Source organism: Variovorax sp. PBL-E5, assembly GCF_901827185.1.
GTDB lineage: Bacteria > Pseudomonadota > Gammaproteobacteria > Burkholderiales > Burkholderiaceae_C > Variovorax.
In genome coordinates, this window is the sequence record NZ_LR594671.1 from 1,525,086 (window position 1) to 1,549,844 (window position 24,759).

The 24,759-nt window shown below is 67.4% G+C and carries 24 protein-coding genes; 23 read left to right on the plus strand and 1 reads right to left on the minus strand.

The genetic code is table 11. From position 1 onward, the window contains the following. Window positions 1-202 precede the first annotated feature (202 nt). The 14 genes from WDLP6_RS07465 to WDLP6_RS07530 all read left to right on the plus strand — a co-directional run bounded on the left by WDLP6_RS07465 (window position 203) and on the right by WDLP6_RS07530 (window position 14,680). A complete protein-coding gene (locus WDLP6_RS07465; RefSeq protein WP_162591823.1) occupies window positions 203-1,402 on the plus strand; it encodes an ABC transporter substrate-binding protein in 1,200 nt (399 codons plus the stop codon). Between the two features lie 9 nt (window positions 1,403-1,411). After that, a complete protein-coding gene (locus WDLP6_RS07470; RefSeq protein ID WP_162591824.1) occupies window positions 1,412-2,299 on the plus strand; it encodes a branched-chain amino acid ABC transporter permease in 888 nt (295 codons plus the stop codon). Window position 2,300: 1 nt separating this feature from the next. Beyond that, window positions 2,301-3,269, plus strand: a complete 969-nt coding sequence (locus WDLP6_RS07475; protein ID WP_162591825.1) for a branched-chain amino acid ABC transporter permease — start codon at window positions 2,301-2,303, stop codon at window positions 3,267-3,269. Further along, window positions 3,266-4,030: an ABC transporter ATP-binding protein gene (locus tag WDLP6_RS07480; RefSeq protein ID WP_162591826.1), complete on the plus strand. Its 765-nt coding sequence runs from the start codon at window positions 3,266-3,268 to the stop codon at window positions 4,028-4,030. The genes WDLP6_RS07475 and WDLP6_RS07480 overlap by 4 nt, the downstream gene beginning before the upstream one ends. Further along, window positions 4,027-4,776: an ABC transporter ATP-binding protein gene (locus WDLP6_RS07485; protein WP_174259852.1), complete on the plus strand. Its 750-nt coding sequence runs from the start codon at window positions 4,027-4,029 to the stop codon at window positions 4,774-4,776. The genes WDLP6_RS07480 and WDLP6_RS07485 overlap by 4 nt, the downstream gene beginning before the upstream one ends. Beyond that, on the plus strand, window positions 4,773-5,717 hold the full coding sequence (locus tag WDLP6_RS07490) for an SMP-30/gluconolactonase/LRE family protein (RefSeq protein ID WP_162591827.1): 945 nt from the start codon (window positions 4,773-4,775) through the stop codon (window positions 5,715-5,717). Before WDLP6_RS07485 ends, WDLP6_RS07490 begins: the two co-directional genes overlap by 4 nt. Then, a complete protein-coding gene (locus WDLP6_RS07495; protein ID WP_162591828.1) occupies window positions 5,714-7,039 on the plus strand; it encodes an acetyl-CoA hydrolase/transferase family protein in 1,326 nt (441 codons plus the stop codon). The genes WDLP6_RS07490 and WDLP6_RS07495 overlap by 4 nt, the downstream gene beginning before the upstream one ends. After that, window positions 7,036-8,676: an AMP-binding protein gene (locus tag WDLP6_RS07500; protein WP_162591829.1), complete on the plus strand. Its 1,641-nt coding sequence runs from the start codon at window positions 7,036-7,038 to the stop codon at window positions 8,674-8,676. The genes WDLP6_RS07495 and WDLP6_RS07500 overlap by 4 nt, the downstream gene beginning before the upstream one ends. A gap of 29 nt (window positions 8,677-8,705) precedes the next feature. After that, entirely contained in the window at window positions 8,706-9,719 is a 1,014-nt protein-coding gene (locus WDLP6_RS07505) for a LysR family transcriptional regulator (RefSeq protein ID WP_162591830.1), read from the plus strand. Between the two features lie 24 nt (window positions 9,720-9,743). Next, window positions 9,744-10,919: a thiolase C-terminal domain-containing protein gene (locus WDLP6_RS07510; protein ID WP_162591831.1), complete on the plus strand. Its 1,176-nt coding sequence runs from the start codon at window positions 9,744-9,746 to the stop codon at window positions 10,917-10,919. Then, window positions 10,919-11,347, plus strand: coding sequence for a Zn-ribbon domain-containing OB-fold protein (locus tag WDLP6_RS07515; RefSeq protein ID WP_162591832.1), 429 nt, complete (start codon window positions 10,919-10,921; stop codon window positions 11,345-11,347). The genes WDLP6_RS07510 and WDLP6_RS07515 overlap by 1 nt, the downstream gene beginning before the upstream one ends. Continuing rightward, complete coding sequence (locus WDLP6_RS07520) at window positions 11,344-12,846, plus strand: aldehyde dehydrogenase (RefSeq protein ID WP_162591833.1); 1,503 nt, start codon at window positions 11,344-11,346, stop codon at window positions 12,844-12,846. The genes WDLP6_RS07515 and WDLP6_RS07520 overlap by 4 nt, the downstream gene beginning before the upstream one ends. Window positions 12,847-12,930: 84 nt before the next feature. Beyond that, a complete protein-coding gene (locus WDLP6_RS07525) occupies window positions 12,931-13,887 on the plus strand; it encodes an SMP-30/gluconolactonase/LRE family protein (RefSeq protein ID WP_232076989.1) in 957 nt (318 codons plus the stop codon). Between the two features lie 16 nt (window positions 13,888-13,903). Continuing rightward, a complete protein-coding gene (locus tag WDLP6_RS07530) occupies window positions 13,904-14,680 on the plus strand; it encodes an enoyl-CoA hydratase/isomerase family protein (RefSeq protein WP_162591834.1) in 777 nt (258 codons plus the stop codon). Between the two features lie 214 nt (window positions 14,681-14,894). Here the strand turns inward: WDLP6_RS07530 and WDLP6_RS07535 are convergent, their stop codons facing one another. Then, window positions 14,895-15,905 carry a LacI family DNA-binding transcriptional regulator gene (locus WDLP6_RS07535; protein ID WP_162591835.1) on the minus strand — a complete coding sequence of 337 codons (1,011 nt, stop codon included), beginning with the start codon at window positions 15,903-15,905 and terminating at the stop codon, window positions 14,895-14,897. Window positions 15,906-15,993: 88 nt separating this feature from the next. Here WDLP6_RS07535 and WDLP6_RS07540 point away from each other — a divergent pair, with 88 nt between their 5' ends. The 9 genes from WDLP6_RS07540 to WDLP6_RS07580 all read left to right on the plus strand — a co-directional run bounded on the left by WDLP6_RS07540 (window position 15,994) and on the right by WDLP6_RS07580 (window position 24,758). Then, window positions 15,994-16,137 carry a hypothetical protein gene (locus WDLP6_RS07540; protein WP_162591836.1) on the plus strand — a complete coding sequence of 48 codons (144 nt, stop codon included), beginning with the start codon at window positions 15,994-15,996 and terminating at the stop codon, window positions 16,135-16,137. 1 nt (window position 16,138) lies between these two features. Further along, entirely contained in the window at window positions 16,139-17,695 is a 1,557-nt protein-coding gene (locus WDLP6_RS07545; protein ID WP_162591837.1) for a class I adenylate-forming enzyme family protein, read from the plus strand. 16 nt (window positions 17,696-17,711) lie between these two features. After that, a complete protein-coding gene (locus WDLP6_RS07550; RefSeq protein ID WP_162591838.1) occupies window positions 17,712-18,512 on the plus strand; it encodes an SDR family NAD(P)-dependent oxidoreductase in 801 nt (266 codons plus the stop codon). A gap of 5 nt (window positions 18,513-18,517) precedes the next feature. After that, window positions 18,518-19,690, plus strand: a complete 1,173-nt coding sequence (locus tag WDLP6_RS07555) for a thiolase domain-containing protein (RefSeq protein WP_162591839.1) — start codon at window positions 18,518-18,520, stop codon at window positions 19,688-19,690. Continuing rightward, window positions 19,690-20,085 carry a Zn-ribbon domain-containing OB-fold protein gene (locus WDLP6_RS07560; protein ID WP_162591840.1) on the plus strand — a complete coding sequence of 132 codons (396 nt, stop codon included), beginning with the start codon at window positions 19,690-19,692 and terminating at the stop codon, window positions 20,083-20,085. Before WDLP6_RS07555 ends, WDLP6_RS07560 begins: the two co-directional genes overlap by 1 nt. A gap of 22 nt (window positions 20,086-20,107) precedes the next feature. Beyond that, entirely contained in the window at window positions 20,108-21,091 is a 984-nt protein-coding gene (locus WDLP6_RS07565; protein ID WP_162591841.1) for a tripartite tricarboxylate transporter substrate binding protein, read from the plus strand. Window positions 21,092-21,373: 282 nt separating this feature from the next. Next, window positions 21,374-22,198 (plus strand): TIGR03084 family metal-binding protein, encoded by an 825-nt coding sequence (locus WDLP6_RS07570; protein ID WP_162591842.1) that lies wholly within the window; start codon window positions 21,374-21,376, stop codon window positions 22,196-22,198. After that, window positions 22,170-23,057, plus strand: a complete 888-nt coding sequence (locus WDLP6_RS07575) for a phosphatidylglycerol lysyltransferase domain-containing protein (RefSeq protein ID WP_162591843.1) — start codon at window positions 22,170-22,172, stop codon at window positions 23,055-23,057. The genes WDLP6_RS07570 and WDLP6_RS07575 overlap by 29 nt, the downstream gene beginning before the upstream one ends. A gap of 81 nt (window positions 23,058-23,138) precedes the next feature. Next, a complete protein-coding gene (locus tag WDLP6_RS07580) occupies window positions 23,139-24,758 on the plus strand; it encodes an acyl-CoA carboxylase subunit beta (protein WP_162591844.1) in 1,620 nt (539 codons plus the stop codon). Window position 24,759 lies beyond the last annotated feature (1 nt).

The following is a 24,759-nucleotide window of genomic DNA, read 5'->3' on the forward strand; positions in this document are numbered from 1 at the left end:
CATGTCCAGCTTGCTTTGCGCTGCATCTCCGCCATGGTTTTCGGCCGCGACCTGCATGGGTTCGCGGCCTTCGGGTTTTCCTCCATCGCCTCTCTTTGAAATTATCTTGACATGCGATATCTGAAATATCAACAATGCATACTCAACTCAAGCGACGCGGCCGTCGTCCGGCCGAAGCAATCAAGACCGACAGGAGACAACCATGATCGATCCGCACCACTCGAAGGCTCCCCCTGTATGCCTGGCCCGCACCGCCATCGCGACCACCCTGGCCATGCTGCTCGCCGCCGCCTCGTTCGGCGCCGCCGCCGATGACGGCGTGAGCCCCGGCGAAATCCACATCGGCACTTCGCTCGCGGTGACCGGCCCCATCGCCGTGTGCGCGGGCGTCGGCGACGGAGCGAACGCCTATTTCAAGAAGGTCAACGACGCGGGTGGCGTCAACGGCCGCAAGATCAAGTTCACCGTGCTCGACGACGCGTACTCGACGCAGCGCGCCATCGGCAACGTGCGACGCCTGATGAGCCAGGACAAGGTGTTCGCCATCTTCTCCGGCTGCGGTACGGCCACCGGCGCGGCCGTTCTCTCGGTGGTCGAGAAGGATTCGATTCCCTATCTCTTTCCGCAGGTGGGCCTTGATTCGCTCGTGCAGCCGGTGAAGAAGAACGTCTATTCGATCCTGCCGCTTTATGGCCAGCAGCTCGCCACCGCGATCGACTACGCCGCCAAGAGCCGGCAACCCAAGACGGCTGCGATCTCGATGATCAATATCGCCGGCCATGAGGGCTGGACGACCGTCATCAAGGACAAGCTCAAGGCGCTCAACATCCAGGTCGTCGACGAGCAACTGATCGAAGTGACCTCGCCCGAGAAAGCGACCTTCGTGACGCAAATGAAAGCCAAGAACCCCGACATGGTGGTAATGGTCGACTCCGCGCCCGGCGCCGCGCGCTACGTGCTCGAGATGCAGCGTCAAGGCTGGAAGCCCAAGGTCATCACCGGCATCAACACCCTTACCGACGAGGCGTTCCTGCGTGCCGCCGGCAACGCGGCCGACGACCTCGTAATCGCACCCGCCGCGACGCTGCCGCCCACTGAGCCCAACGCCAAGGAGTGCGTGGATGCGCTCGCTGCCTATGACAAGTCGCTGCAGCCCTCGGGCTTCACGATGTTCGGCTGCCTCGGCGCGAAGATGTTCGTCGATGCGCTCAAGCGCGTCGGCCCCGAGCCCACGCGCGCCGGGCTGATCGCCGAGCTGGACAAGACCAAGGGCTTCGAGTCCGGCTTCAGCGGACCGATCAGCTTCAGCCCCACGGTGCACCAGGGCCTCACGGCCATGTACCCGATCGCCGTGCAGAACGGCCAGTTCAAGGTGATCGGCGCACCCGTGCCGCTGCAGTAGGGCCGAGGCATGACCTTCGACATCCTCGTGGCTGCGGTCGTGAGCGGCGCCGTCAACGGCGGCCTCTATGCGCTCCTGGGCATCGCCATCGTGCTGATCTTCAGCACGACCGGCGTGGCCAACTTCGCGCAGGGCGAACTGGCCACCTTCGGCGCCTTCGCGATGTTCATGATCGTGCTGCCCATGGGCCTTTCGCTCGTGGCGGCCTGGCTGTCGACCGTCGTTCTTCTGGGCATTCTGGGCGCGGTGGTGTACTTCGTCCTCATCCGTCCTCGCCCGGAGGCGGATCACCTCAACCTCGTGGTGCGCACGCTCGGCTTCTCGGGCCTGCTGCACGCGATCGACGTGCTCAAGTGGGGCCCGAACGAGCCCTACAAGTTCCCGAGCCTGTTCGGTTCGGGCTCCATCTCCTTCGGTGCCGTGGTGCTGAGCAACGACCAGCTCGGCACGCTTGCGGTTGCTGCGGCGATGGCAGCACTCTTCTTCGTGTTCTTCAACCACACGCGCACCGGCCTTGCGATGCGCGCCGTCGCGCTCAACCGCGAGGTCGCGGCACTGCAGGGCGTGGACGTGCAGCGTACCAACGTGCTCGTGTGGATCGTCGCCACGGCGATCAGCGCGGTGGTGGGCCTGCTCGTCGCGCCGATCTCCTTCCTCGACACCGGCCTCATGCAGCCGTACCTGCTCAAGGCCTTCACCGCCGCGATCATCGGCGGCATGTACAGCTTCCCCGGCGTGGTCGCGGGCGGGCTGATCCTCGGCATCGCCGAAACGGTCGCCGCCGCGGCGACCTCGATCCACGTGCGCGAGCCGCTCGCCTTCGCGGTGCTGCTGCTGGTCCTGCTGTTGCGGCCCGCGGGGCTGTTCGCCTCCCATCGCGCACAAAGGAGAGTCTGAGATGCACGACCCTGTCCTTGGCTTTCAGGAGGCCGGCCGCGCTTCGCGCCGGTCGGCCCTGGTGTCGGCAGTGGCAGTGCTCGTGCTGCTCGCGCCGCTCTTCGCGACCGGGTACGTCCGCTACGTCGCTACGCTCTGGATGATCTACGCGATTGCCGCCGTGGGCCTGCAGATCCCCATCGGTCTCGCGGCCATCTATTCCTTCGGCCACAGCGCCTTCATGCTGATCGGCGCCTACGCGATGGCGCTCGCGATCACGCTCGGCGGCTGGCCGGTGCCGCTGGCGATCCTCGCGGCGCTCATGCTCGCGGGCATCGTCGGCGCGCTGCTCGCGCTGCCGTCGCTGCGCCTGTCGGGCTTCGCGCTCGCGATCGTCACGATGGGCGCCTCGTCGCTCTTCTTCCAGTCGGTCAAGGTGTTCACGGTCACGGGAGGACCACAGGGTCTGTTCCTGCCGGAGATCGCGTTCGTGAAAGCGATGGATGGCCGCGTGTTCTACGCGATCTGCGCTTTGCTGATGGTGCTGGGCCTCGTGGTCGCCCGCTGCGTAGAGGGCGGCCGCATCGGTCGCGCGCTCCGGGCATCGGCCGCCAATCCACTTATGGCGCAGAGCTTCGGCGTGCACCTGAGGCGCACACGAACGCTCTCGTTCGTGATCAGTGCCGTCTACGGCTCGATCGCAGGCAGCCTGCTCGGTCTCGTGAGCGGCTACATCGCGCCCGAAGCGTATTCGCCCGAGCTGTCGATCCAGGTCTTCGCGGCCGTGATGATCGGCGGCATGGCACGCTTCTGGGGACCCGTGCTCGGTGCGCTTTTCATCGTGCTGATTCCCGAGCTCACGCAGTCGGTGCAGAACCTGGGCGCCATCGTCTATGCGCTGCTCTTCATCGCGGTGAGCACCGTGTACCCCGGGGGCCTGCAGCAGATGCTTTCGAGGCTCGTCGGGCAGCCGACGCGGAGGTCGCCGTGACGGCTCTGCTCGAAGTGAGCGGCATCACGGTGCGCTTCGGCGGCGTCCGCGCGCTCGGCGGCGTGGACATGCAGGTGGCCGAAGGCTCGGTGCACGGGCTCATCGGGCCCAACGGCGCGGGCAAGACCACGCTGCTCAATTGCATCGGGCGCGTGATCGAGCCCGCGGAAGGGCGGCTCGCGTTCGGGGGAGAGAACCTGCGCGCACGGCCGGCACACGACCTCGCCAGCCTGGGCATCTCGCGCACCTTCCAGAACCTGGCACTGATGGACGATGCCACGGTGCTCGACAACGTGCTCGTCGGGCTGCGGCGGCAGGGCGGCTTCACGCTCCACGACTTCCTGCCCACGCCACGGCGCCTCGCGCTCGAGGCCGAGGACCGCGCGACGGCGCTGGCCGCGTTGGCCCAGGTGGACCTGCAGCAGTATGCGCACGACAGGATCGGCAAGCTGCCCTACGGCTTTCGCAAGTCGATCGAGATCGCGCGTGCGCTGTGCACGCGTCCGCGCCTGCTCATGCTCGACGAGCCGACGGCGGGCCTCAACCCGACGGAGATGGACCAGCTCGGCATCGCCGTGCGCCGCATGCGCGAGACGCTGGGCCTGACGGTGCTGCTCATCACGCACCACATCGAATTCCTGCTCGAAGTCGCCGATCGCGTCACCGTGCTGGACCTCGGCTGCGTGATCGCCGACGGCACGCCGGACCTCGTGCACACCGATGCGCGCGTGCGCGCGGCGTATCTGGGAGTGGACGAATGAGCACCGCGAACGCGCCGCTGCTCGAAGTCGTCAATCTCGTCGTGCGCTACGGCAGTGCCCAGGCGCTGCACGGCATCTCGCTGACCGTCGCGCCGCAGCAGATCGTCGCCGTGGTCGGCGCCAACGGCGCGGGCAAGACCACGCTGCTGCGCACGCTCTCGGGTCTCGTGCGACCCGCCGACGGTCACGTGCGCTTCAACGGCGAGAGCATTGCCGGACTCGCGGTGCACCGCATCGTGCAGCGCGGCATCTCGCACATCCCCGAAGGCCGCGGCATCCTGCCGACGCTGTCGGTGAAGGAGAACCTGCGCCTGGGCGCCTACGTGCACGGCCGGCCCGACCCCGGACTCATGGCGAAGTTGGAGCAATGGTTCCCCGTGCTCTTCCGCCGCCACGATCAGCTGGCGGGGATGCTGTCCGGCGGCGAGCAGCAGATGCTCGCGATCTCGCGCGCGGTGCTGGCGCGCCCGCGCCTCGTGCTGATCGACGAACTCTCGCTCGGGCTCTCGCCCAAGGTCACCTCCGAGCTGGTGCCGCGCCTGCGCGACCTGCGCGACGCCGGTGCGAGCGTGCTGCTCGTGGACCAGAACATCCAGCAGGCACTGCGCGTGGCCGATCGCGTCTACGTCCTCGCCAACGGGCGCATCGCCTACAGCGGAACGCCCGACGAACTGCGCGCCGCCCCCGACCTCATGAGCACCTACCTGGGCGTGGAACTCGCGCCCCAGCCAAAGACCCCCGCATGACAACCACTTCCGTCACCGTGCTGGCCAGCGGCCTGCAGTTCCCCGAAGGTCCGATCGCGATGCCGGACGGCAGCCTGCTGTTCGTCGAACTGCAGCGCGGGACGCTGAGCCGCATCTCTGCCGAAGGCGCATTCAGCGTCGTCGCCGAGCTCGGCGGCTCGCCGAACGGCGCGGCCATCGGCCCCGATGGCCGCTGCTATGTCTGCAACAACGGCGGCCTCACGTTCACCGAGCGTGACGGTCACACCTATGCGGGCCTCGCGACCGACGACTACGAGGGCGGCTGGATCGACGTCGTCGACCACAGGACCGGCAAGCACGAACGCCTCTACACCGCCTGCGGCGACATCCCGCTGCGAGCGCCCAACGACATCGTGTTCGACCGCCACGGCGGCTTCTGGTTCACGGACATCGGCAAGGCCTTCAAGGGCAGGACCGAGCGCGACCGCGGCGCCGTCTACTACGCCAGGGCCGACGGCAGCATGATCCGCCGCGCCATCTTTCCGTTGGAAGGACCCAACGGCATCGGCCTTTCGCCGGACGAGCAGACGGTCTACGTGGCGGAGTCGCACACCGGCCGCGTCTGGGCCTTCCAGGTCGGCGAGCCGGGACACGTCGTGCGCCACCCGCATGCGAGCGTGTTCTGGGAGAAGGGCCACATGCTCTGGGCGCCCGACTACTACGCCATCCTCGACTCGCTCGCCATCGACGGCGACGGCAACGTCTGCGTGGCCGACATTCCCACCGGAGGCATCACCGTCATCTCACCCGAAGGCCAGCGCATCGCGCAGTACCCGATGCCGGACCCGTTCACGACCAACATCTGCTTCGGCGGCGCGGACCGGCGCACGGCCTATATCACGCTTTCCTCAATGGGGCAGATCGTCTCGATGCCATGGCCGCGCGCGGGCCTCGCGCTCAACCATGCGGAGGCGGCATGAACTTCCAGGCCGAACTCACCGCCAGGCGCGTGAGCGACGAGGGTCTGGGCTTCGTGCACGACGGTGCGCTCGTGTACCTGAACGGCGCGAGTGGCTTTCCGAACCGCTTCGCGCAGCGCCTCGCGGCCGAAGGCCGGCGTTTTCGCGACGTGCAGCTCTTCCACCCGATGCGCCGCGAGGTGCTGCCGCTGACGCCCGATCTCGTGTCGGCCGATCTGGCCGGCCACCTGTTTCATGTCTCGGACTTCACCTACGACGAGAACGTGCGCACGGCCATCCGCGAAGGCCGCGCGAGCTACCGCCCCAACCACGGCAGCGAATCGGGGCGGCGCTTTCCCTACGACATCGACGTCTTCGTCGCGGGCGCGACGCCGATGGACGAGCACGGCTATTTCAATCTCGGCTCCTGGGGCGGGTGGGTGCCCGATTTCCTGCCGCGCGTGAAGAAGCTCGTGCTCGAGGTCAACCCGGCGCAGCCGCGCGTGCATGGCGACGTCAATGTGCACATCAGCCAGGTGGCCGGCTTCTACGAAGCGGACTATCCGCTCGTGGAACTGCCGCAGGCCGGCGCCGCGCCGAGCGAGACGGAAAAGCGCATCGCGACGCACATCGCGGCGCTGATCGAGGACGGCTCGACGCTGCAGGTCGGCGCGGGCAACCTGCCCGAAGCCGTGGTGCAGCTGCTCGTGACGGGCGGTGCGAAAGACCTTGGCGTGCATACCGAGGCCTACTTCGACTGGGTCGTGAGGCTCACCGAAGCGGGCGTCATCACCAACGCACGCAAGAGCCTCGACCGCGGCAGGATGATGGCCGCGATGGCGATCGGATCGAGCCGGCTGCACCGTTTTGTCGATCGCAATCCTTTCGCATGGTTTCGCGCCTTCTCCTATGTGAACGACGTGCGCACCATCGCGGCCGGCTACCGGCCGGTGTCGATCAACGCCACGCTCGAGGTGGACCTGATGGGACAGTGCGCGTCCGAAGGCTTCGGCCACCTGCACCACAGCGGCGTCGGCGGCCAATGGAACTTCCACTACGGCGCGGCGCTTGCCGACGAGGGCAAGGGCATCATCGCCTTGTCCTCCACGGCGCGCGGCGGCACGGTGTCGCGCATCGTGCCCATGCTCGCCGCGGGCACGGCCGTGACCATTCCGCGCAACGACATCCACTGGGTCGTGACCGAATACGGCGCGGTCGACCTGCGGGGCAAGTCGCTGCGCGACCGCGCGCGCCTGCTCATTTCCATCGCACATCCCCAATTCCGCGAATCCCTGGAGCGGGCCGCACGCAACGAAATGCACCTGCTGCCCGGGACGGCTTGAGAACAGCACACGACATGCAGATCAACGGCAAGAACATTCCCTGGAAGACCCTCGGCGAGTTGCTCGAGGACAAGGCGGCGCGGCACGGCGGCAAGATGTTCGCCGAGATCGACGGCGTGCGCGTGAGCTACGTCGAGCTCGAGCGGCGATCGCGCCATGTCGCGGGCGGCCTGCTCGCGCTCGGCCTCGCACCGGGCGATCGTGTCGCAACCTTCATGCTCAATGCCCTCGAGCAATTGCTGGTGTGGTTCGGCACCGTGCGCGCAGGACTCGTGTGGGTGCCGCTCAACGCAGGCCTCGTGGGGCAGGACCTGCGCTACACGCTCACCAACTCGGGTGCGCGCGTACTCGTGGCAGACACCGAGAGTCTGCCGCACTTTCTCGAAGTTGCGGCCCAGACGCAAATGCTCTCGCTCTACGTCGTCGCCGACGCAAAGACGGCCGCCGCCAGCGGCGCGCAACCGTATGCGGCGCTCGAAGCCGGCCCCCTGCCGACGACGCTCCCCGCCACGCGCGCCGAAGACCCGGGCGCCATCCTCTACACCGGCGGCACGACCGGGCTGCCCAAAGGCGTGGTGCTGCCGCAGTTCTCCTTCATCCTCTCGGGCGTGCGCTACGGCGAGTCCTTCTCCGTGCGCGCGGGCGAGCGTCATTACTCGACGATGCCGCTCTTCCATGCGGGCGCACTCCAGTGGGGTTTGATGGGGCCGCTCGTGTGCGACATGAGCACGGTGATCGACCGCCGCTTCAGCGCCAGCCGCTACTTCGAGCGCGTGCGCGAAGTCGAGGCCAACGTGATCGACCCGCTCGGCGTGGTGCTGACCATGCTGTGCCGGCGGCCGCCGAGCCCGCAGGATCGCGAGCACAAGGTGCGTATCAGCCTCGGCGCGACGCAGGGCCTGCCGTCGCACATCCCCGACGAATTCACCCGGCGCTTCGGCATTCCGCTCGTGATGGTCTACGGCCTCACCGAGGGCGGCGGCGCCATGCTCACCACCAATCGCGATCGCAAGGATGACTCCAATGGCAGCCCGCACGGCTGGGTGGAGTTGCGCATCCTCGACGAGGACGGCTTTCCGCTGCCGGATGGCGAAACCGGCAAGCTGGTGCTGCGCTCGAACTTCCCGTTCATGTTCATGACCGGCTACTGGAACGATCCCGCGCGCACGGCCCAGGTGCTCAAGGACGGTTGGCTGCACTCGGGCGACCTCGGTTGGCTGCAGGCGGATGGAAGGCTGCGCTTCATCGGCCGCGAAGCGCACTGGCTGCGCCGGCGCGGCGAGAACATCTCGGCCGTCGAAGTGGAGACCGTGCTGGCCAAGTGCCCGGGCGTGAAGGAAGTGGCCGTCGTCGCCGGCCCGTCGGAGATCGGCGAGGACGAGGTCAAGGCCTTCGTCGTGGCGGAGGAGGGCGCACAGCTCGCGCCGGCCGAACTTGTCGCATGGTGCGAAGACAAGCTGGCACCCTTCAAGGTACCGCGCTTCGTGGAATTCATCGCGCTGCTGCCGCGTTCGGTGGCCAAGATGGAAATCGATCGCGCCGCCCTGCGCAAACGTCCCAACGACGCGGCCTGGGATCGCGAACGGGAACAGCCGCGCGCCGCGCGCGGGAAGTCGTCACCGCCGGCCCAACAATAGGCGCTTGTCCACTTTTCCCCCGCACGAACGTGAAAAAGAAATCCCCCCAGGACGCCGACTCCGCCGACAGCCGCCCACCGGGCAAGGCCAAGAGCCGCGTCGCCGAAGGCACCGCGCAGCACGTGATCGACTCGCGACGGCTCTTCTACTTCTATCACGTGGCGCGCCTGGGCAGTCTCACCACGGCGGAGGCGTACCTCGACATCGCGCAGTCGGCGATCAGCCGGCAGCTGCAGCAGCTCGAGTCCGACCTCGGCGTGCAATTGCTCGAACGCACCGGCCGCGGCGTCTCGCTCACCGACGTGGGCCGCGTGGTGTTCGAGAAGGCCAAGGGCATCCTCGACGAGATGTCCAACACCCGCAGCGAGATCGAGCTCTCGCAACGCCGGCCCAAGGGGCAGATCAGCTTCGCGGCACCCTCGATGTTCGTGCGCGGCTTCATGGGCCAGGTGGTCAGGCGCTTCGCGCAGCACTATCCCGACGTGCGCCTGCGCGTGATCGAAGCGGCGACCGGCCAGGTGGCCGAACTCGTGGCCGCGTCGGTGGTCGACCTGGGCATCGTCGTGCACGCGCCCAATTCGCCCAAGGTCGAGACCGAAGCGCTGTTGGTCGAGCACATGGACCTGGCCATGCGCGCGAGCGATCCGCTGGCCACGCGCAAGTCGATGGACCGCCACGAACTCAACGGCCTGCCTTTCATCCTGCCAGTCAATCCGCATGGCGCGCGCCTTCTGATGGAGCGCTACTTCGCGGCCGGCGGCATCGTGGTGGACACGCGGATCGAGATCGACTCGATGACGCTCCAGAAGGACACGGTCGCGAGCCTGTCGTACTACACGCTGCTCGCGCGCGGCGACTGCCGCCCCGAGGACGGCATCGCGAACGTGCCGCTGGTGCCGCCGCTGGAGCGTACCTCCTATCTCGCGCGCCTGCGCGACCGTGGTGACCAGCCGATGCTCGAGCCCTTCATCGAAGAACTGCGCAAGGCCGTGAAGGACTTGCACCCCGACAAGCGCAGCCGCGCCCGGCCCCACCAACGTTGAACCCGCATCTCAAGGAGACAGCAATTGACCCGAGGCAACCGCAGCCCATGCATCGTCGGCATCGGCCAGAGTGAATTCAAGAAGTGGGGCGGCATCATGGACCGCTCGCAGTTCCAGGTGACGGCGGAGGCGGTTCGCGCGGCCCTGGCCGATGCCGGCATCGCCGCGCGCGAGGTCGACGGCTTCACCTCGTTCTCCAACGACGCCAATGAGGCGCCCATGATGCACGTCTCCATCGGCGGCGAGGTGCTGCGCTTCTCGGGCATGGTCTGGGGCGGCGGCGGCGGCGGCAGCGCGGGCGGCGTCTCGATGGCGTACGCAGCGGTGGCGAGCGGGCAGGCCGACGTGGTGGTGGTCTACCGGGGCCTGTGCCAGGGCCAGTCGCGCCGCTTCGGCCGGTTCAACCATGCACGCGTGCAGGGCAACTTCGTCGCGCCCTACGGTCTGTTCGCGCCTTCGATGATGCTGGCGATGGTGATGCAGCGCTTCATGCACGATCACGGCATCGGCCACGAGGCGATGGCGGAGATCGCGCTGAGCAACCGCGCGAATGCCAACCGCAATCCGAACGCGATCATGTACGACAAGCCGCTCACGCGCGAGCAGTACTTCGCGGCGCGCTGGATCGCGGAACCCTTTCGCCTCTACGACTGCTGCCTGGAAAGCGACGGTGCCTGCGCGGTCGTGGTGACGACGAAGGAGCGCGCACGCGACCTCGACGTGAAGGCGGTGGACATCCTCTCGGCCGCGATGGGCAGCGGCCCCGGATGGGGCCAGGGCCCGCTCGCGAGCCACAACATGCCGGCCGAAGACTACGCCTCCACCAACAGCCGTCGCCTCGCCAGGGAACTGTTCGCCAAGGCCGGCCTGGACCCCAAGGACATCGACGTGGCGCAGATCTACGACCACTTCTCCGGCCTCGTGCTGATGGCGCTGGAGGACTACGGCTTCTGCGCGCCGGGCGAGAGCGGCGAGTTCGTCGCGAGCGGCGCCATCCGCTGGCCCGACGGCAAGCTGCCGCTGAACACTTCGGGCGGCCAGCTCTCGGAAGCCTACGTGCATGGCATGAACCTCGTCATCGAAGGCGTGCGCCAGTTGCGCGGCACCTCCACTTCGCAGGTCGCGGACGCGCGCACCTGTCTCGTGACCGGTGGTCTCGGCGTGTCGCCGACCAGCGGCCTCATCCTCGGAGTTCACTGATGGCCTACTTTCCCCCCGAGATGCCGCGCGCCGAGCCGGACTTCAACGACCGCGACTACTGGGCCCGCCTCGGCAAGCGCGAACTGTGCTTCCAGGCCTGCGCGCAGTGCGGAACGCTGCGCCACCCGCCCGGTCCGATGTGCCCGACATGCCTTTCCACCGAGGTGAAATGGATCGAGGCGCCGCCGTCGGCCACGCTCTTTTCCTTCACGGTCGTGCACCACGCAAGCCACCCGGCCGTCAGCGAAAAGCTCCCGTACGTCGTCGCGCTCGTCGAGTTCGACGGCATGCCGGGCGTGCGCCTGATCAGCAACCTCACCGACATCGATCCGAAGGCGGTGCGCATCGGCATGCCGCTTTCGCTCTGGTGGGACGACACGGGCGATGGCCAGATCGTTCCGCGCTTCCGGCCGGGGAGCGCGCCATGAGCGAAGTGCAGGAGCGGTCCGAAGACCCCGTCTACCAGAACCACATCGACGGCCAGCCGTGCGCGGGCGCGGAGGGCCGCCAGTTCAAGGCAGTGAATCCGAGCACGGGCCGGCCCTGGGGCAGCTTCGTCGAGTCGGGCGCAGCGGACGTCGACGCCGCGGTGCATGCGGCCCGTCGCGCGCTCGACGGTCCCTGGGGCCGGCTTTCGCCCACGCGGCGCGGGCGCCTCATGATGGCCTGGGGCGACAAGATAGCGGCCCATGCCGAGACCATCGCTCGGCTCGAGTCGACGCAGAACGGCAAGCTCATCGGCGAGATGCTTGCGCAGGCGCGCGTGGTGTGCGACTGGCTCTACTATTTCGGCGGCCTGGCGGACAAGATCGAAGGCCGCACCATCCCGCTCGAGCGCCGCAGCGTCCTCAACTACACGCTGCGCGAGCCGCTGGGCGTGGTGGGCGTCATCGTGCCCTGGAACTCGCCGACCTTCCTCACCCTGATGAGCTGTGCGCCCGCGCTCGCGGCAGGCAACACCATCGTTCTCAAGCCCTCGGAGGTGACTTCGGCCTCGGCCTTCGAACTCGTGCGGCTGGCCGAGGCGGCAGGATTTCCGCCCGGCGTGATCAATGTCGTGACCGGCGCGCGCGCCGCCGGTGAAGCGCTCGTGGACCATCCGATGGTGGCCAAGATCTGCTTCACCGGCAGCGACGGCGCGGGCCGCGCGATCGCCGCGCGCGCAGGGGCGCGCCTTGCCAGCTGCACCCTGGAGCTGGGCGGCAAGAGCCCGAACATCGTGTTCGAGGACGCGCCGGTCGACAACGCCGTGGCGGGCATCCTGTCGGGCATCTTCGCGGCGGCCGGCCAGACCTGCATCGCCGGCTCGCGCGCCTACGTGCACGAACGCATCTACGACCAGGTGATGGAGCGCCTGGTCACGCGGGCCAGGGCGATCCGGATCGGCGACCCGCTCGCGGCAGGCACGCAGATGGGTCCGGCCGCGAGCGCGGCACAGCTCCACAAGAACGAGACCATGGTGGCAAGGGCGCTCGAGCATGGCGCAGCACTCGCCTGCGGCGGCGAGCGCGCGAAAGTCCCCGGCTTCGAGGGCGGCTACTTCTACCAGCCCACCATCCTGCATCGGATCCCCGAGGGCAATCCGATCCTGCAGGAAGAGGTGTTCGGGCCGGTGCTCGCGATCACGCCCTTCTCCAGCGACGACGAGGCGGTAGCGCTCGCCAACGGCACGCGCTTCGGCCTCGCGGCCGGCGTATGGACTTCGAACTTCGCGCGTGCCCACACGATGGCCAGGCGCTTGCAGGCCGGCACCGTGTGGATCAACACCTACCGCGCGCTTGCCTTCAACTCGCCCTTCGGCGGCTACAAGGACAGTGGCCTCGGCCGCGTCAACGGCATCGAGTCGATCGACCAGTTCCTGCAGACCAAGAGCGTGTGGTGCGAGACCAGCGACGAAATCCAGGATCCCTTCGTGATGAAGGTCTGATCCCGAGCGCAGAAGACCTTCCATCCGCGCGACCTCCGCTGCCGGACAGCGAGACGTGCACGTATTCCAACAAGGAGTCCTTTCGTGAAACAAACATTGGTCCATGAAGTTCCCGGCCTGCGCAGAGTCACCTCCGGCCTGCGCTTTCCCGAGGGTCCGGTCGCGCTGGACGACGGCAGCGTCCTCGTGGTCGAGATCGAAGGCAAGGCGCTGACCCGCGTGCTGCCGAACGGCAGCAAGGACGTCGTGGCGCAGCTCAGCGGCGGACCGAACGGCGCAGCGATCGGTCCGGACGGCCGCTGCTACATCTGCAACAACGGTGGCTTTTCGTTCCACAAGCGCGGCGACAAGACGCTGCCCGGGATCGCGCCCGACGACTACAGCGGGGGCTGGATCGAGGCGGTCGACCTGAAGACGGGCAAGAGCGAAGTGCTCTATCGCAACTGCGGCGACATTCAACTTCGCGGTCCCAACGACCTGGTATTCGACCAGCACGGCGGCTTCTGGTTCACCGACACCGGCAAGGTGATGGCGCGTCAGCGCGACCGCGGTGCGGTGTTCTATGCGCGCACCGACGGCTCGTTCATCAAGCAGGTCGTGTTCCCGCTCGATGGGCCGAACGGCGTCGGGCTCTCGCCGGACGACAGCACGCTGTACGTCGCGGAGTCATGGTCGGGCCGCGTCTGGTCCTACCAGATCGCCGGCCCCGGCGAGATCAAGAAGGCGGTCGGGCCGGTGCCCTGGGAGCGCGGGCATCTGCTGCTCGGCATCGGCGGCTACTCGGTCCTCGATTCGCTGGCGATCGACAGCGCGGGCAACGTGTGCGTGGCCGACATTCCTTATGGCGGCATCACGGTGATCTCGCCCGAGGGCGCGATCGTCGAGCAGTACGCGATGCCCGACATCTTCGTCACCAACATCTGCTTCGGCGGCAAGGACCTGCGGACGGCCTATATCACGCTGTCGTCGAGCGGGGAGCTGATGGCCATGGACTGGCCGCGCCCCGGGCTCGCGCTGCACTGGTTGAACCGCAGGGGCTGAACCGCGAGGAGACTCGATGACGATGTTGACGCTGGAAACGCGCGCCAATGTTCTGGTCGCGACGCTGAATCGCAATCTCCAGAACACGATCGACGGCGCGCTGGCCGATGCGATCGAGCATGCACTGACGGAGTCGGAGCGGCTCGGTGCCGCCGCGCTGCACCTGCGGACCGCGACGGCGCATTTCTGCGGGGGGGCCGATCCGGCACGCGTCGCACAGTGGCTGGGCGAGCGGGGCGGCGAGGCCCTGCGTGGCGACGGCGACCGGTGGGATCGGCTGTTCCGGCGCATCGAGCGAAGCCCGACCATCGCCTTCGCGGAAGTGAAAGGCAATGCACTGGGCGCCGGTCTCGGGCTGGCGCTGGCCTGCGACCTGCGCATGCTGTCCGCGAGCTCGCGCATCGGCGCGCCGGAAGTCAGGGTGGGCCTGCTGCCCGCCGGCAGGACGGTCGATCGGCTGGTCGGCCTGGCCGGCACGGTGGTCGCGCAAAGGCTGCTGCTCGGCGGCGACCTCGTCGATGGCCTGGAAGCCCATCGTCTCGGCCTGGCCCATTGGATCGCACCTGACAATGAACTGGAAGATCGCGCCGCTGCAACCGTCGCGCGCATTGCGGAGCAGTCGCCGATCGCATTGCGCGAAGCAAAGCGGCTTTTGGCCGCGGTACACCGGCGCGGCGCAGACGATTCTGCCGATGTCGAGATCGCGGCATTCGATCACCTTATTCACAGCCACGAAGCACGCGAGAGAATCCGCGCGCTGCTCGAACGACTTGCCAAGCGCGAGCCGAAATAGCAGCAATTGAAAGCGGTGGCGACAGCGGGGTCTGCGGGTGATCGGAATTGCCAGATCGAGCGCGGCCGGGCTCCACAATCCGGATGGCGCGTTGGCATCGAACCGGAAAGCGAAGGGATCGGCTCGATCGACTGACCAGAACGGCCCGGCGAGGCGCATCCTGCTGACCGACGAGCCCGAGAAGGAGCGCGCTTCACCGCGCTGCTGCTCGCGCTCAACGCGCCCGCGCGCAGGACCGGCCGAGGATCAAGTCCGAGGGAATGAGCACCGTGCGGGGTTCCTTCGGCGCGCGCTTCTCCACGCGTTCCAGCATGAGTTTCATCGCCGCCGCCGCGCTCTGGTGGTAGTTGGCGCGAAGCGCGGTCACGGGCGGGTACATCAGCTCCAGCGTCTCGAGCGTACCGATTCCGACAACGGAAACATCGCCGGGAATGTCGAGGCCCGCTTCGCGGATCACGTGCACCGCGCCCGAGAGCAGTTGGGTTCCGACTGCGATGATCGCCGTCGGCGGCGCGTCGAGCTTCAACATGTGCTGCATCGGCACGCGCGACGACTCGAGCCACGAATCGCCGATGTGGACGAGTCGCTCGTCATGCGCGAGCCCGGCCGATTCGAGCGCCGCGCGATAACCCCGCAGCTTCTCGCGGCCGGGCCGCATGCCGCGGCCCGAAGCGAACAACGCAACGCGCCGGTGACCGAGCGACAGCAGGTATTCCATCACCTGTCGGATGCCGGCGCAGTGGTCGATCAGCACGCTGTCGAAGCCGGGGCCCAGGTCGCGGTCGACGATCACGCAAGGCAACGGCGTCACGGCGAACGGCGACCCCGCCGGGTCCGTGTATTCGTTCGAAGGCGACGCGATGATGCCTTCGAGCCGCCGGTTCTCGAAGAAGGCGACGAGTTCCTTGTCCCGCTCCGGCCGCTCGGAGCTGCCGACCAGCAGCGAATAGCCCGCGGCCTGCGCAAGTCGCTCAACTTCGCTCAGGTGGATCGCCAGGTAGGGGTTGGCTATGTTGGGCAGCAGGTAGCCGATCGTTCGACTGCGGCCGCCGCGCAAGTGACGGGCCGTGAAGTCGGGCTGGTAGCCCAGGCGCGCGGCCGCCTGCTGCACGCGCAGACGCACATCCGCGCTCGCATAACCGCTGCTGTTCAACACGCGCGAGACGGTACCGATCGAGACGCCGGCTTCCGCCGCCACCTCCCGCACAGAGATCCGCTGCGTCATGGTTTACCCGGATGAAAACGTTCCACAGGATTGCCGCTTCTTTGCAGTTTCCCTATCGTAGTGCATCTGGAAACGTTTTCACAAATCGATGAGCGACATCTCCTTCTCCCCCCGCCACTTCCTGCAGGCGCTCGGCGCCTTCGCCGCCGCGCAGGCCCTGCTTTCTTTGGCCGGCGAATGGCCCGAGCGCGGCGTCGTCTTCGTGCGAGCCAGCGGCGCCGCGGGGGAATAGCGTGCAATTGATCGACATGTTCGACCGTGGCGCGGGATACGGTCTCGAGGCTCCTTGCCTCACCGAGCCCGGCGGCCGCACGCTCAATTACGGCGAGGTGCAGCAACTCTCGCATCGCATCGCCAACGGCCTGCATTCCGCGGGCATCGGACGCGGGAGCAAGGTGGGCCTGCTGAGTGCCAACCATCTGCTCACCTTTGCAGCCATTCTCGGCATCGTGCGCTCCAACGGCATCTGGCTGCCGGTGAACGCACGCAACGCGCCGGAAGAAAACGCGAACATCCTCGCGCGCGGCGGCTGCGAGTTCCTGTTCGTGCACAGCCAGTTCGCGGCACAGTTGCCGCTGCTGCGCGAAGCGATGCCGAACCTCAAGGGCATCGTGTGCATCGACGGCGAACTGCCGGGCGTGCCGCCGCTCGAAGCCTGGGCCGGGCGGCACCCGGCGACACCTGTGCGCAGCGATGCGCGGCCGGACGACGTCATCGCGATCCGCGGCACCGGCGGTACGACAGGCCTGCCCAAGGGCGTGCTCATCACGCATCGCAACTACGCGATGCTGTTCGCCAACTGGTATGCCGCGATGCCGATCACCGAGCGGCCGGTGCACCTCGTGGTCGCACCGCTGACGCATGCGGCGGGCTCGGTTGCGTTCGCCGCCTGCGGCTACGGCGGCGCCAATGTGATCCTGCCATCCGCCGATCCGGCCGCGATCGTCGACGCGATCTCCCGCTATCGCGTGACGCAACTCTTCCTGCCGCCGACGGCGATCTACAAGCTCCTCGCGCATGACGGCGTGCGCAAGGGCGACTACGCCTCGCTCAAGTACTTCGTGTACTCCGCCGCGCCGATGTCGGTGGACAAGCTGCGCGAAGCGCTCGACCTGTTCGGGCCGGTGATGGTGCAGGCGTACGGTCAGGCCGAAGCGCCCTTCGTCTGCACGGTGATGAACGCGGACGACCATGCGCGCGTGCTGCGCGACCCGGCGCTCGCGCATCGCCTCTCGAGTTGCGGAAGACCCTCGCCCTTTGTACGCATCGGCGTGATGGACAGCGATGGCAGGCTGCTGACCGCGGGCGAGCGCGGCGAAATCGTGGTCCAGGGCGACCTCGTCATGAAGGGCTACTACCAGGACCCGGAGAAGACGGCCGAGGCGATGAAGCACGGCTGGCTGCACACGGGCGATGCCGGCTACCAGGATGCCGACGGCTATTTCTACATCGTCGACCGTCTGAAGGACCTGATCGTCTCCGGCGGCTTCAACATCTCGCCCGGTGAAGTCGAGCAGGTGCTGTGGTCGCTGCCCGCCGTGGGCGACTGCGCGGTGGTCGGCGTGCCGGATGCGCATTGGGGCGAGGCGGTCAAGGCGATCGTGGAGCTGAAGCCCGGCGCCGCGTGGGACGGCGAGGCGGCATTGAGCTTCTGCCGCGACAAGCTGGGCGCCATGAAGGCGCCGAAGACCATCGAGGTGTGGGAGCAGTTGCCGCGCAGCGCCGTGGGCAAGGTGCTCAAGCGCGAGATCCGGGAACGCTACTGGGCTGGCCAGTCGCGCCGCGTCTGAAACCAAGGAAACGAATATGGCCGATCGGCTGAAGGGCAAGACCGTGCTGGTGCTGGGCGCCGGCTGCGTGGGCGAAGGTTGGGGCAACGGCAACGCCGCCGCCGCGACCTTCGCGCGCCAAGGCGCGAACGTGGTGTGCGCCGACATGAACGAGGAGGCGGCCGCCAGCACGGCGGAACTCGTGCGCAAGGAGGGCCGCGAGGCGCTGCACCTGCGCACCGACGTCTGCGTGGCCGACGACGTCAACCGTGCCGTCGCGCTCACGGTCGAGAAGTTCGGCCGCATCGACGTGCTGCACAACAACGCGGGCATCAGCGACCGTGCCGGCCCCGTGGACGGCACCGAGGAAAACTGGGACCGCGTGTTCGACGTCAACGCCAAGGGCGCGTTCCTCGCCTGCAAGGCCGCGATTCCGTACATGCAGCGCCAAGGCGGCGGCTCGATCGTGCACATCTCGTCGATCGCGTCGATCGGCTGGACAGGCCATCCGATGCTCTCCTACCAGGCATCGAAGGCGGCGCTCAACCAGCTCACGCGCATGGTGGCCGTGCAGCACGCGGCGCAGAACATCCGCTGCAACTGCATCCTGCCCGGGCTGATCGATTCGCCGCGCATCTACTCGACGATCCTGCCGGTGTTCGGCGGCGATGTGGAAGAGATGCGCGCCTCGCGCGCCAAAGCCGTTCCGATGCAGCGTATGGGCGACGTATGGGACGTGGCGAACGCCGCGCTCTTCTTCGCGTCCGACGAAGCGAAGTACGTCACCGGCGTGGTGATGGCCGTGGACGGCGGCATCACCTGCTCGCTGCCGCACTGAAACCTATGACGCAGCGTCATCCCGCCTTCATCGCGGGCGCGTTCGAGCACCCGACGCGCTTCGCGCCCGACAAGTCCATCGCCCAGTTGCACGCCGAGTGCGCGCGCGGCGCACTCGCCGATGCGGGCCTCAGCTTCGACGATGTCGACGGCTACTTCTGTGCGGCCGACGCGCCCGGCGGCATCCCCGCGCTGATGGCCGACTACCTGAACCTCACGAAGCTGACGCACGTGAACGGCACGGAGTCGGGCGGCTGCTCGTACATCGCGCATGTGGGCCACGCGGCCGACGCCATCGCGCGGGGCAGGTGCTCGGTGGCACTCGTCACGCTCGCGGGCAAGCCGCGGAGCAGCGGCCAGGCCACCGGCACCGAGATCCGCCAGATCCCGGCCGAGCGGCCCGCGGCGCCGTTCGAGCAGCCCTGCGCGTGGAGCGTCGCCGGCATGTACGGCCTGCTCGCGCGCCGGCATATGTACGAATACGGCACGACCATGGAGCAACTCGCCTGGGTGAAGGTCGCGGCCTCGCACCATGCGCAGCACAACCCGCATGCGCAACTGCGCAAGGTGTTCACGACCGAGGACGTGCTTGCCTCGCCGCTCGTGGCCGACCCGCTGCGACGCGGCGACTGCTGCGTGATCACCGACGGCGGCGGCGCGCTCGTGATCGTCAAACCGGAGATCGCGAAGGCGCTGAAGCGCCCGCGGGTGGGCGTGCGCGGCTTCGCCGAGACGATCCGCACCAACGAAGCCGGGCGCCTCGACCTGCTGCAGACCGGCGCCGCCGTGACCGGCCCGCGTGCCTTCGCGGACGCCGGCCTCACGCCCGCCGACGTGAAGTACGCGTCCGTCTACGACAACTTCACCATCATGGTCGCGATGCAACTCGAGGACCTCGGCTTCTGCGCCAAAGGCGAGGGCGGTCGCTTCGTCGCCGACGGCAACCTGATTTCCGGCAGCGGCAAGCTGCCATGGAACACCGACGGTGGCGGCATGTGCAACAACCATCCGCAGAACCGCGGCGGACTCACCAAGGTGATCGAGGCCGTGCGCCAGCTGCGTGGCGAGGCGCATCCCGCCGTGCAGGTGCCGAACTGCGACATCGCCCTCGCGAGCGGTCCGGGCCTCGTGATGGGCGCGGGCCATGCGCACGCCACCGTCCTGCTGGAGCGTTTGTGATGAGCGATTCGACATTGCAATCCGATCCCTATGTCGCCGCCTTTCCCGAGCTGCTGCCGTTCTGGGAAGCCACCGCGCGCGGCGTGCTGCTGCTGCCACGCTGCCGCGCCTGTGGGCAGGTGCACTGGCATCCGCGCGCGCAGTGCCCCGAGTGCCGCAGCGACGACCTCGAGTGGATCGAGGCCAGGGGCCGCGGCGTGCTGCACACCTTCACGCTCGTGCGCCGCCCGAGCGAGAACACGCTGCTTGCGTACGTGCGCATCGACGAAGGCCCGTTGCTGATGACGAACATCGTGGGCGCGGAGCCCGACGCCCTTCGCATCGGCATGCCGATGCAGGTGGACTTCCGCGCCACGCCGGAGGGCCGCATCGCGCCGGTGTTCCGCCCCGCTTGAACCGATATCAACAGGAGACGACATGAATTTCACGACTCGCACCTTGTCGCGCCGCCGCGTGCTGCTCGGCGCGGCCGCGGCCACCCTCGCCGCCCCCGCGTTCAGCCAAGGCACGTACCCGAACAAGCCGATCCGCCTCATCGTGCCTGCGGCCGCGGGCGGCGCTACCGACATCATCGGCCGCCTCATCGCGCAGAAGGTCAGCCAATCCTGGCCGCAACCGATGATCGTGGAAAACCATGCGGGCGCCGCCGGCGTGATCGGCACGCAGATCGTCGCGCGCGCCCCGGCCGACGGCTACACGATCCTGATGGGCGCGATCAACCACACCATCAATGCGAGTCTGATGGAGAAGCTGCCCTACGACTCAGTCAAGGACTTCACCTTCATCTCGCACGTGGTGTCGATTCCGAACGTACTCGTGGTGAATCCGGAGAAGGTGCCGTCGAAGACGGTCGCCGAGTTCATCGCGTACGCGAAGTCGAACGACAAGCTGGTGTTCGGATCCTCCGGCAACGGCACCTCGCAGCACCTCGCGGCCGAGATGTTCCGGATGGACACCGGCGCGAAGTACCTGCACGTGCCGTACAAGGGCGCGGCCCTGGCGATCAACGACCTGCTCGGCGGCCACGTGGACCTGATGTTCGACAACCTGCCTTCGGCGGCGGAGAACATCCGCGCGGGCAAGTTGCGCGCGCTCGGCGTGACCAGCGCCACGCGCAGCCCCGCCTTCCCCGACTTGCCTGCGATCGCCGAGACCGTGCCGGGCTTCGACGTGCGTTCCTGGTTCGGTCTGATCGGCCCGGCGAACCTGCCGAAGGACGTCGTGGACAAGCTGTACGCCGAGATGGTGAAGATCTTCGCGATGCCCGACGTGAAGGAGCGGCTCGCCACGCTCGGCGCCGATGCGCAGGTGACCTCGCCCGTGCAGTTCGACACCTACGTGCACCAGGAAATGGGCCGCTGGGCGAAGGTGGTCAAGGCCTCGGGCGCCAAGGTGCAGTAGCGCACCTCATCGGGGGACGCGAGGGATTGACACCAGCACATCGCCGCTTCGTGAACGCGCTGATGCTCGGTTGTGGAACCAATGACGCCGCGGGTGAGCACACTCTCGGTCTGCCGCGTTCGCAAAAGCTTTGAGCTGCGGGCGGTGATTCTTTCTTGACGCTCCCCCCTCAGCCCGTCGGGCCGACATAGTCAACGGCCGCAGCAAGTTCGCGCAAGAACAACGGCATGCAAGGCCCTAGCATGGCAGACGATCGAAACACCGGACGCCTCTTCTCTCCACATGAACGACCTCTGCGATGATCTGGCCGCTGAATATGGCGAACTCGCAGAGCGTTGCCACGCACTCAGCGTCAACGACTGGACCCGCGCCACCCCCTTCTACCGCTGGACGCCCAGGGACGAGATCGCGCATCTCTGCTACTTTGAGCAGTGCGCTGCGCAGGCGCTGGCCAATCCGCCAGCCTTCCGCATTGACGAGTCTGCGTTGAAGAAGCGCCTGAGCACGGGCGAGGAGATCAGCGCCATCGCGCGTGCGCAATACGCCCATCTGGACGATTCGAGCTTGCTGACTCTCTGGCAACGCCGCTGCGAATCCGTGATTGCGTCGCTCCGGCAAAGGAATTCCAAGGACCGGATTCCCTGGTTCGGACCCGACATGAGCGCGCGCTCCTTCGCGACCGCGCGCCTGATGGAGACTTGGGCGCATGGCCAGGACATCTGGGATGCCCTGTCGGAGCGGCGGCCCGCGTCCGATCGCATCCGCCATATCGCACACCTCGGCGTGACGACGCTGGCCTGGAGTTTCAGCAATCGAGGCATGAAGCCTCCGGCCGAAACGCCGTTTGTGCGACTCGACGCGCCGAGCGGCGCGATCTGGACCTGGGGCGACTCGGCGACGGGCTCGTGGGTGCGCGGGCCCGCCGAAGATTTTTGTCTGGTCGTGACCCAGCGTCGTCACGCCGCAGACACGGCGCTCGAGATCCATGGAGAGCCCGCGACGACTTGGCTCGCGATCGCCCAGTGCTTCGCGGGGCCACCGGCACAGGGCCCGGAGCCAGGTCGCCGCAATGTGAACCATGTGTCCCGCTCCCATCTCGAGCGGTGAGCCCCTCGGACTGCGGCATCAGGCCCGTCTCGACGCGCTGCTGCGGGAGCGTTTCGCAGATAGGGGGGGCTTCTGCCTGTCGGACCCCTGGTTCGCCAACCTGTACCTATTTCGCGAGGCTCACGCCTACCGATTCGTCGATGGCGCACTGCCCTATGTCAGCGGTCTGACCTACGACGGGGTACGGCATATTCTTCCGCTCTTCGAGCCGGCGACCGCATCGTCCGACGAGCTCGACGCGCTGTTCCACCGCGCGGACTGTCTCTTTCCCTTGAGCCAATCGCAGGTCGACCGGTTGGATCCTCGGCGCTTCGATTGGGCTTCGTCACGAGCGGACGAGGACTATCTCTACCTCGCGCAGGACATTCGCGACTATGGTGGCCGGCTGCGAGCCAAGAAACTCAACCTGGTGCGGCAGCTTCTGGCGGCCCACGAAGTTCAATGCCGGACCTATGGCATCGACGATCTCGGCACGTGCACGTTCATCGTGCAGGAGTGGATGGCTGCCAAGGGCAAGCGCCAAGGCGAAGCGGACGAGCGGGCCTGTCTGGAGGCGCTTGCAATGGCTCCTCAACTGGGGCTGACGGGGTTCGTGTATTTCGTCGGGCATCGACCGGCGGGCTTCGTTCTCCTGCAGCTGCTGCGCGACGACTACGCAGTGGTGCGATTCGCCAAGGGCTCGGAAGCCTTCAAGGGAATCTACCAGTACATGTTTCGGCACGCAGCCACTGCATTTCGCTCGGTCAATTGGCTCAACTTCGAGCAGGACATGGGTCTTCCGAATTTCAGGCAGACCAAGATGTCCTATGGGCCGGCAGCCTTGGTTCCGAAGTTCAGGGTGCGCGTGCGTTCGCGCTGACGAGTTGCCGAGGTACAGCCAATTGGCACAAGACCCGCGTGCATGACATCCCTACGCTTCGTCTCATAGCTTCACACCGGCATGGCATCTATCCAAACCACCCTCTCTGCTTCGTCCGAACGCTTCGTGGCAAACCGGGCAGGGATGCTGACGCTTCTGGAGCAGGTGCGCGAACACCAGGCCCGCACCGTGCGCAAGTCGGCCGCCGCGAAGGCGCGCTTCGAGGCGCGCGGGCAACTCATGCCGCGCGAACGCCTGTCCCTGCTTCTGGACCCGCAGACTCCCTTTGTCGAGCTCTCCACACTCGCAGGTCTGGGCATGGACAAGCCGGATCTCACCCAAAGCGTGTCGGGCGGCGGCGTGATTGCAGGCATCGGGTTCGTCTCGGGTATCCGCTGCATGGTGAGTGCGTCCGACTCCGGCATCGACGCTGGTGCGCTGCAGCCGATGGGCCTGGACAAGCAGTTGCGCATGCAGGAAATCGCGCTGGAGAACCGCCTGCCGTACGTGCAGCTCGTCGAGAGCGCCGGAGCCAATCTGATGAGCTACCGGGTGGAGGAGTTCGTTCGCGGCGGCCACCTGTTTCGCAACTTGGCGCGCATGTCCGCCGCCGGGCTGCCGGTGCTGACCGTGACGCACGGATCGTCCACCGCCGGCGGCGCCTATCAAACCGGACTCTCGGACTATGTCGTCATGGTCCGGGGAAGATCGCGCGCCTTCCTCGCGGGGCCGCCGCTCCTGATGGCTGCCACCGGCGAGGTGGCGAGCGAGGAAGAACTCGGCGGCGCCGAGATGCATACGACGGTGTCGGGCCTGGGCGACTACCTGGCTGAAGACGACCGCGACGCGATCCGCATCGCGCGCGAGATCCTCGCCCAGATCGACTGGCGCCAGGAGCCCGCCGAGACGCGGCGCGACTTCAGACCACCGCGCTACGACCGCGAGGAACTGCTGGGCATCATGCCCATGGACCACAGGCAGCCCGTGGACATGCGGGAGGTCATCGCACGCATTGCCGACGACTCGGACTTTCTCGAGTTCAGCGCCGGCTATGGCAGCGAGACCGTCTGCGGGCACTTCAAGATCGAAGGCTGGCCCATCGGCGTGATCACCAACAACGGGCCGATCGACCCCGCCGGCGCCGCCAAGGCCACGCATTTCATCCAGGCCTGCTGCCAGGCCCGGACACCGCTTCTCTACCTCAACAACACGACCGGATTCATCGTCGGGCGCCGCTACGAAGAGGCCGGCATCATCAAGAGCGGATCCCAGATGATCCAGGCGGTCACCAACGCCACGGTGCCGCAGATCACGCTGTACTGCGGCGCTTCCTTCGGGGCCGGCAACTACGGCATGTGCGGCCGCGGCTTCCATCCGCGTTTCTGCTTTTCATGGCCGAATGCCAAGACCGCCGTCATGGGCGCGGAGCAGGCCGCTCGCACGATGGCGATCGTCACCGAGGGCGCCATGAGACGCAAGACCGGCAATGTGGACCACGCGGCCCTCGACGCGCAGCAGCGGCGGATCGTCGAACTCTTCGAGTCGCAGACGAGCGTATTCACGACCAGTGCCCTCATGCTGGACGATGGGGTCATTGATCCTCGCGATACGCGAGAGCTTCTCGCCATGGTCATGGCGGTGTGCCGCGAGGCCGACGCGAGGACCCCGCGCCCGATGCAGTTCTCGGTGGCCCGGCCCTGAC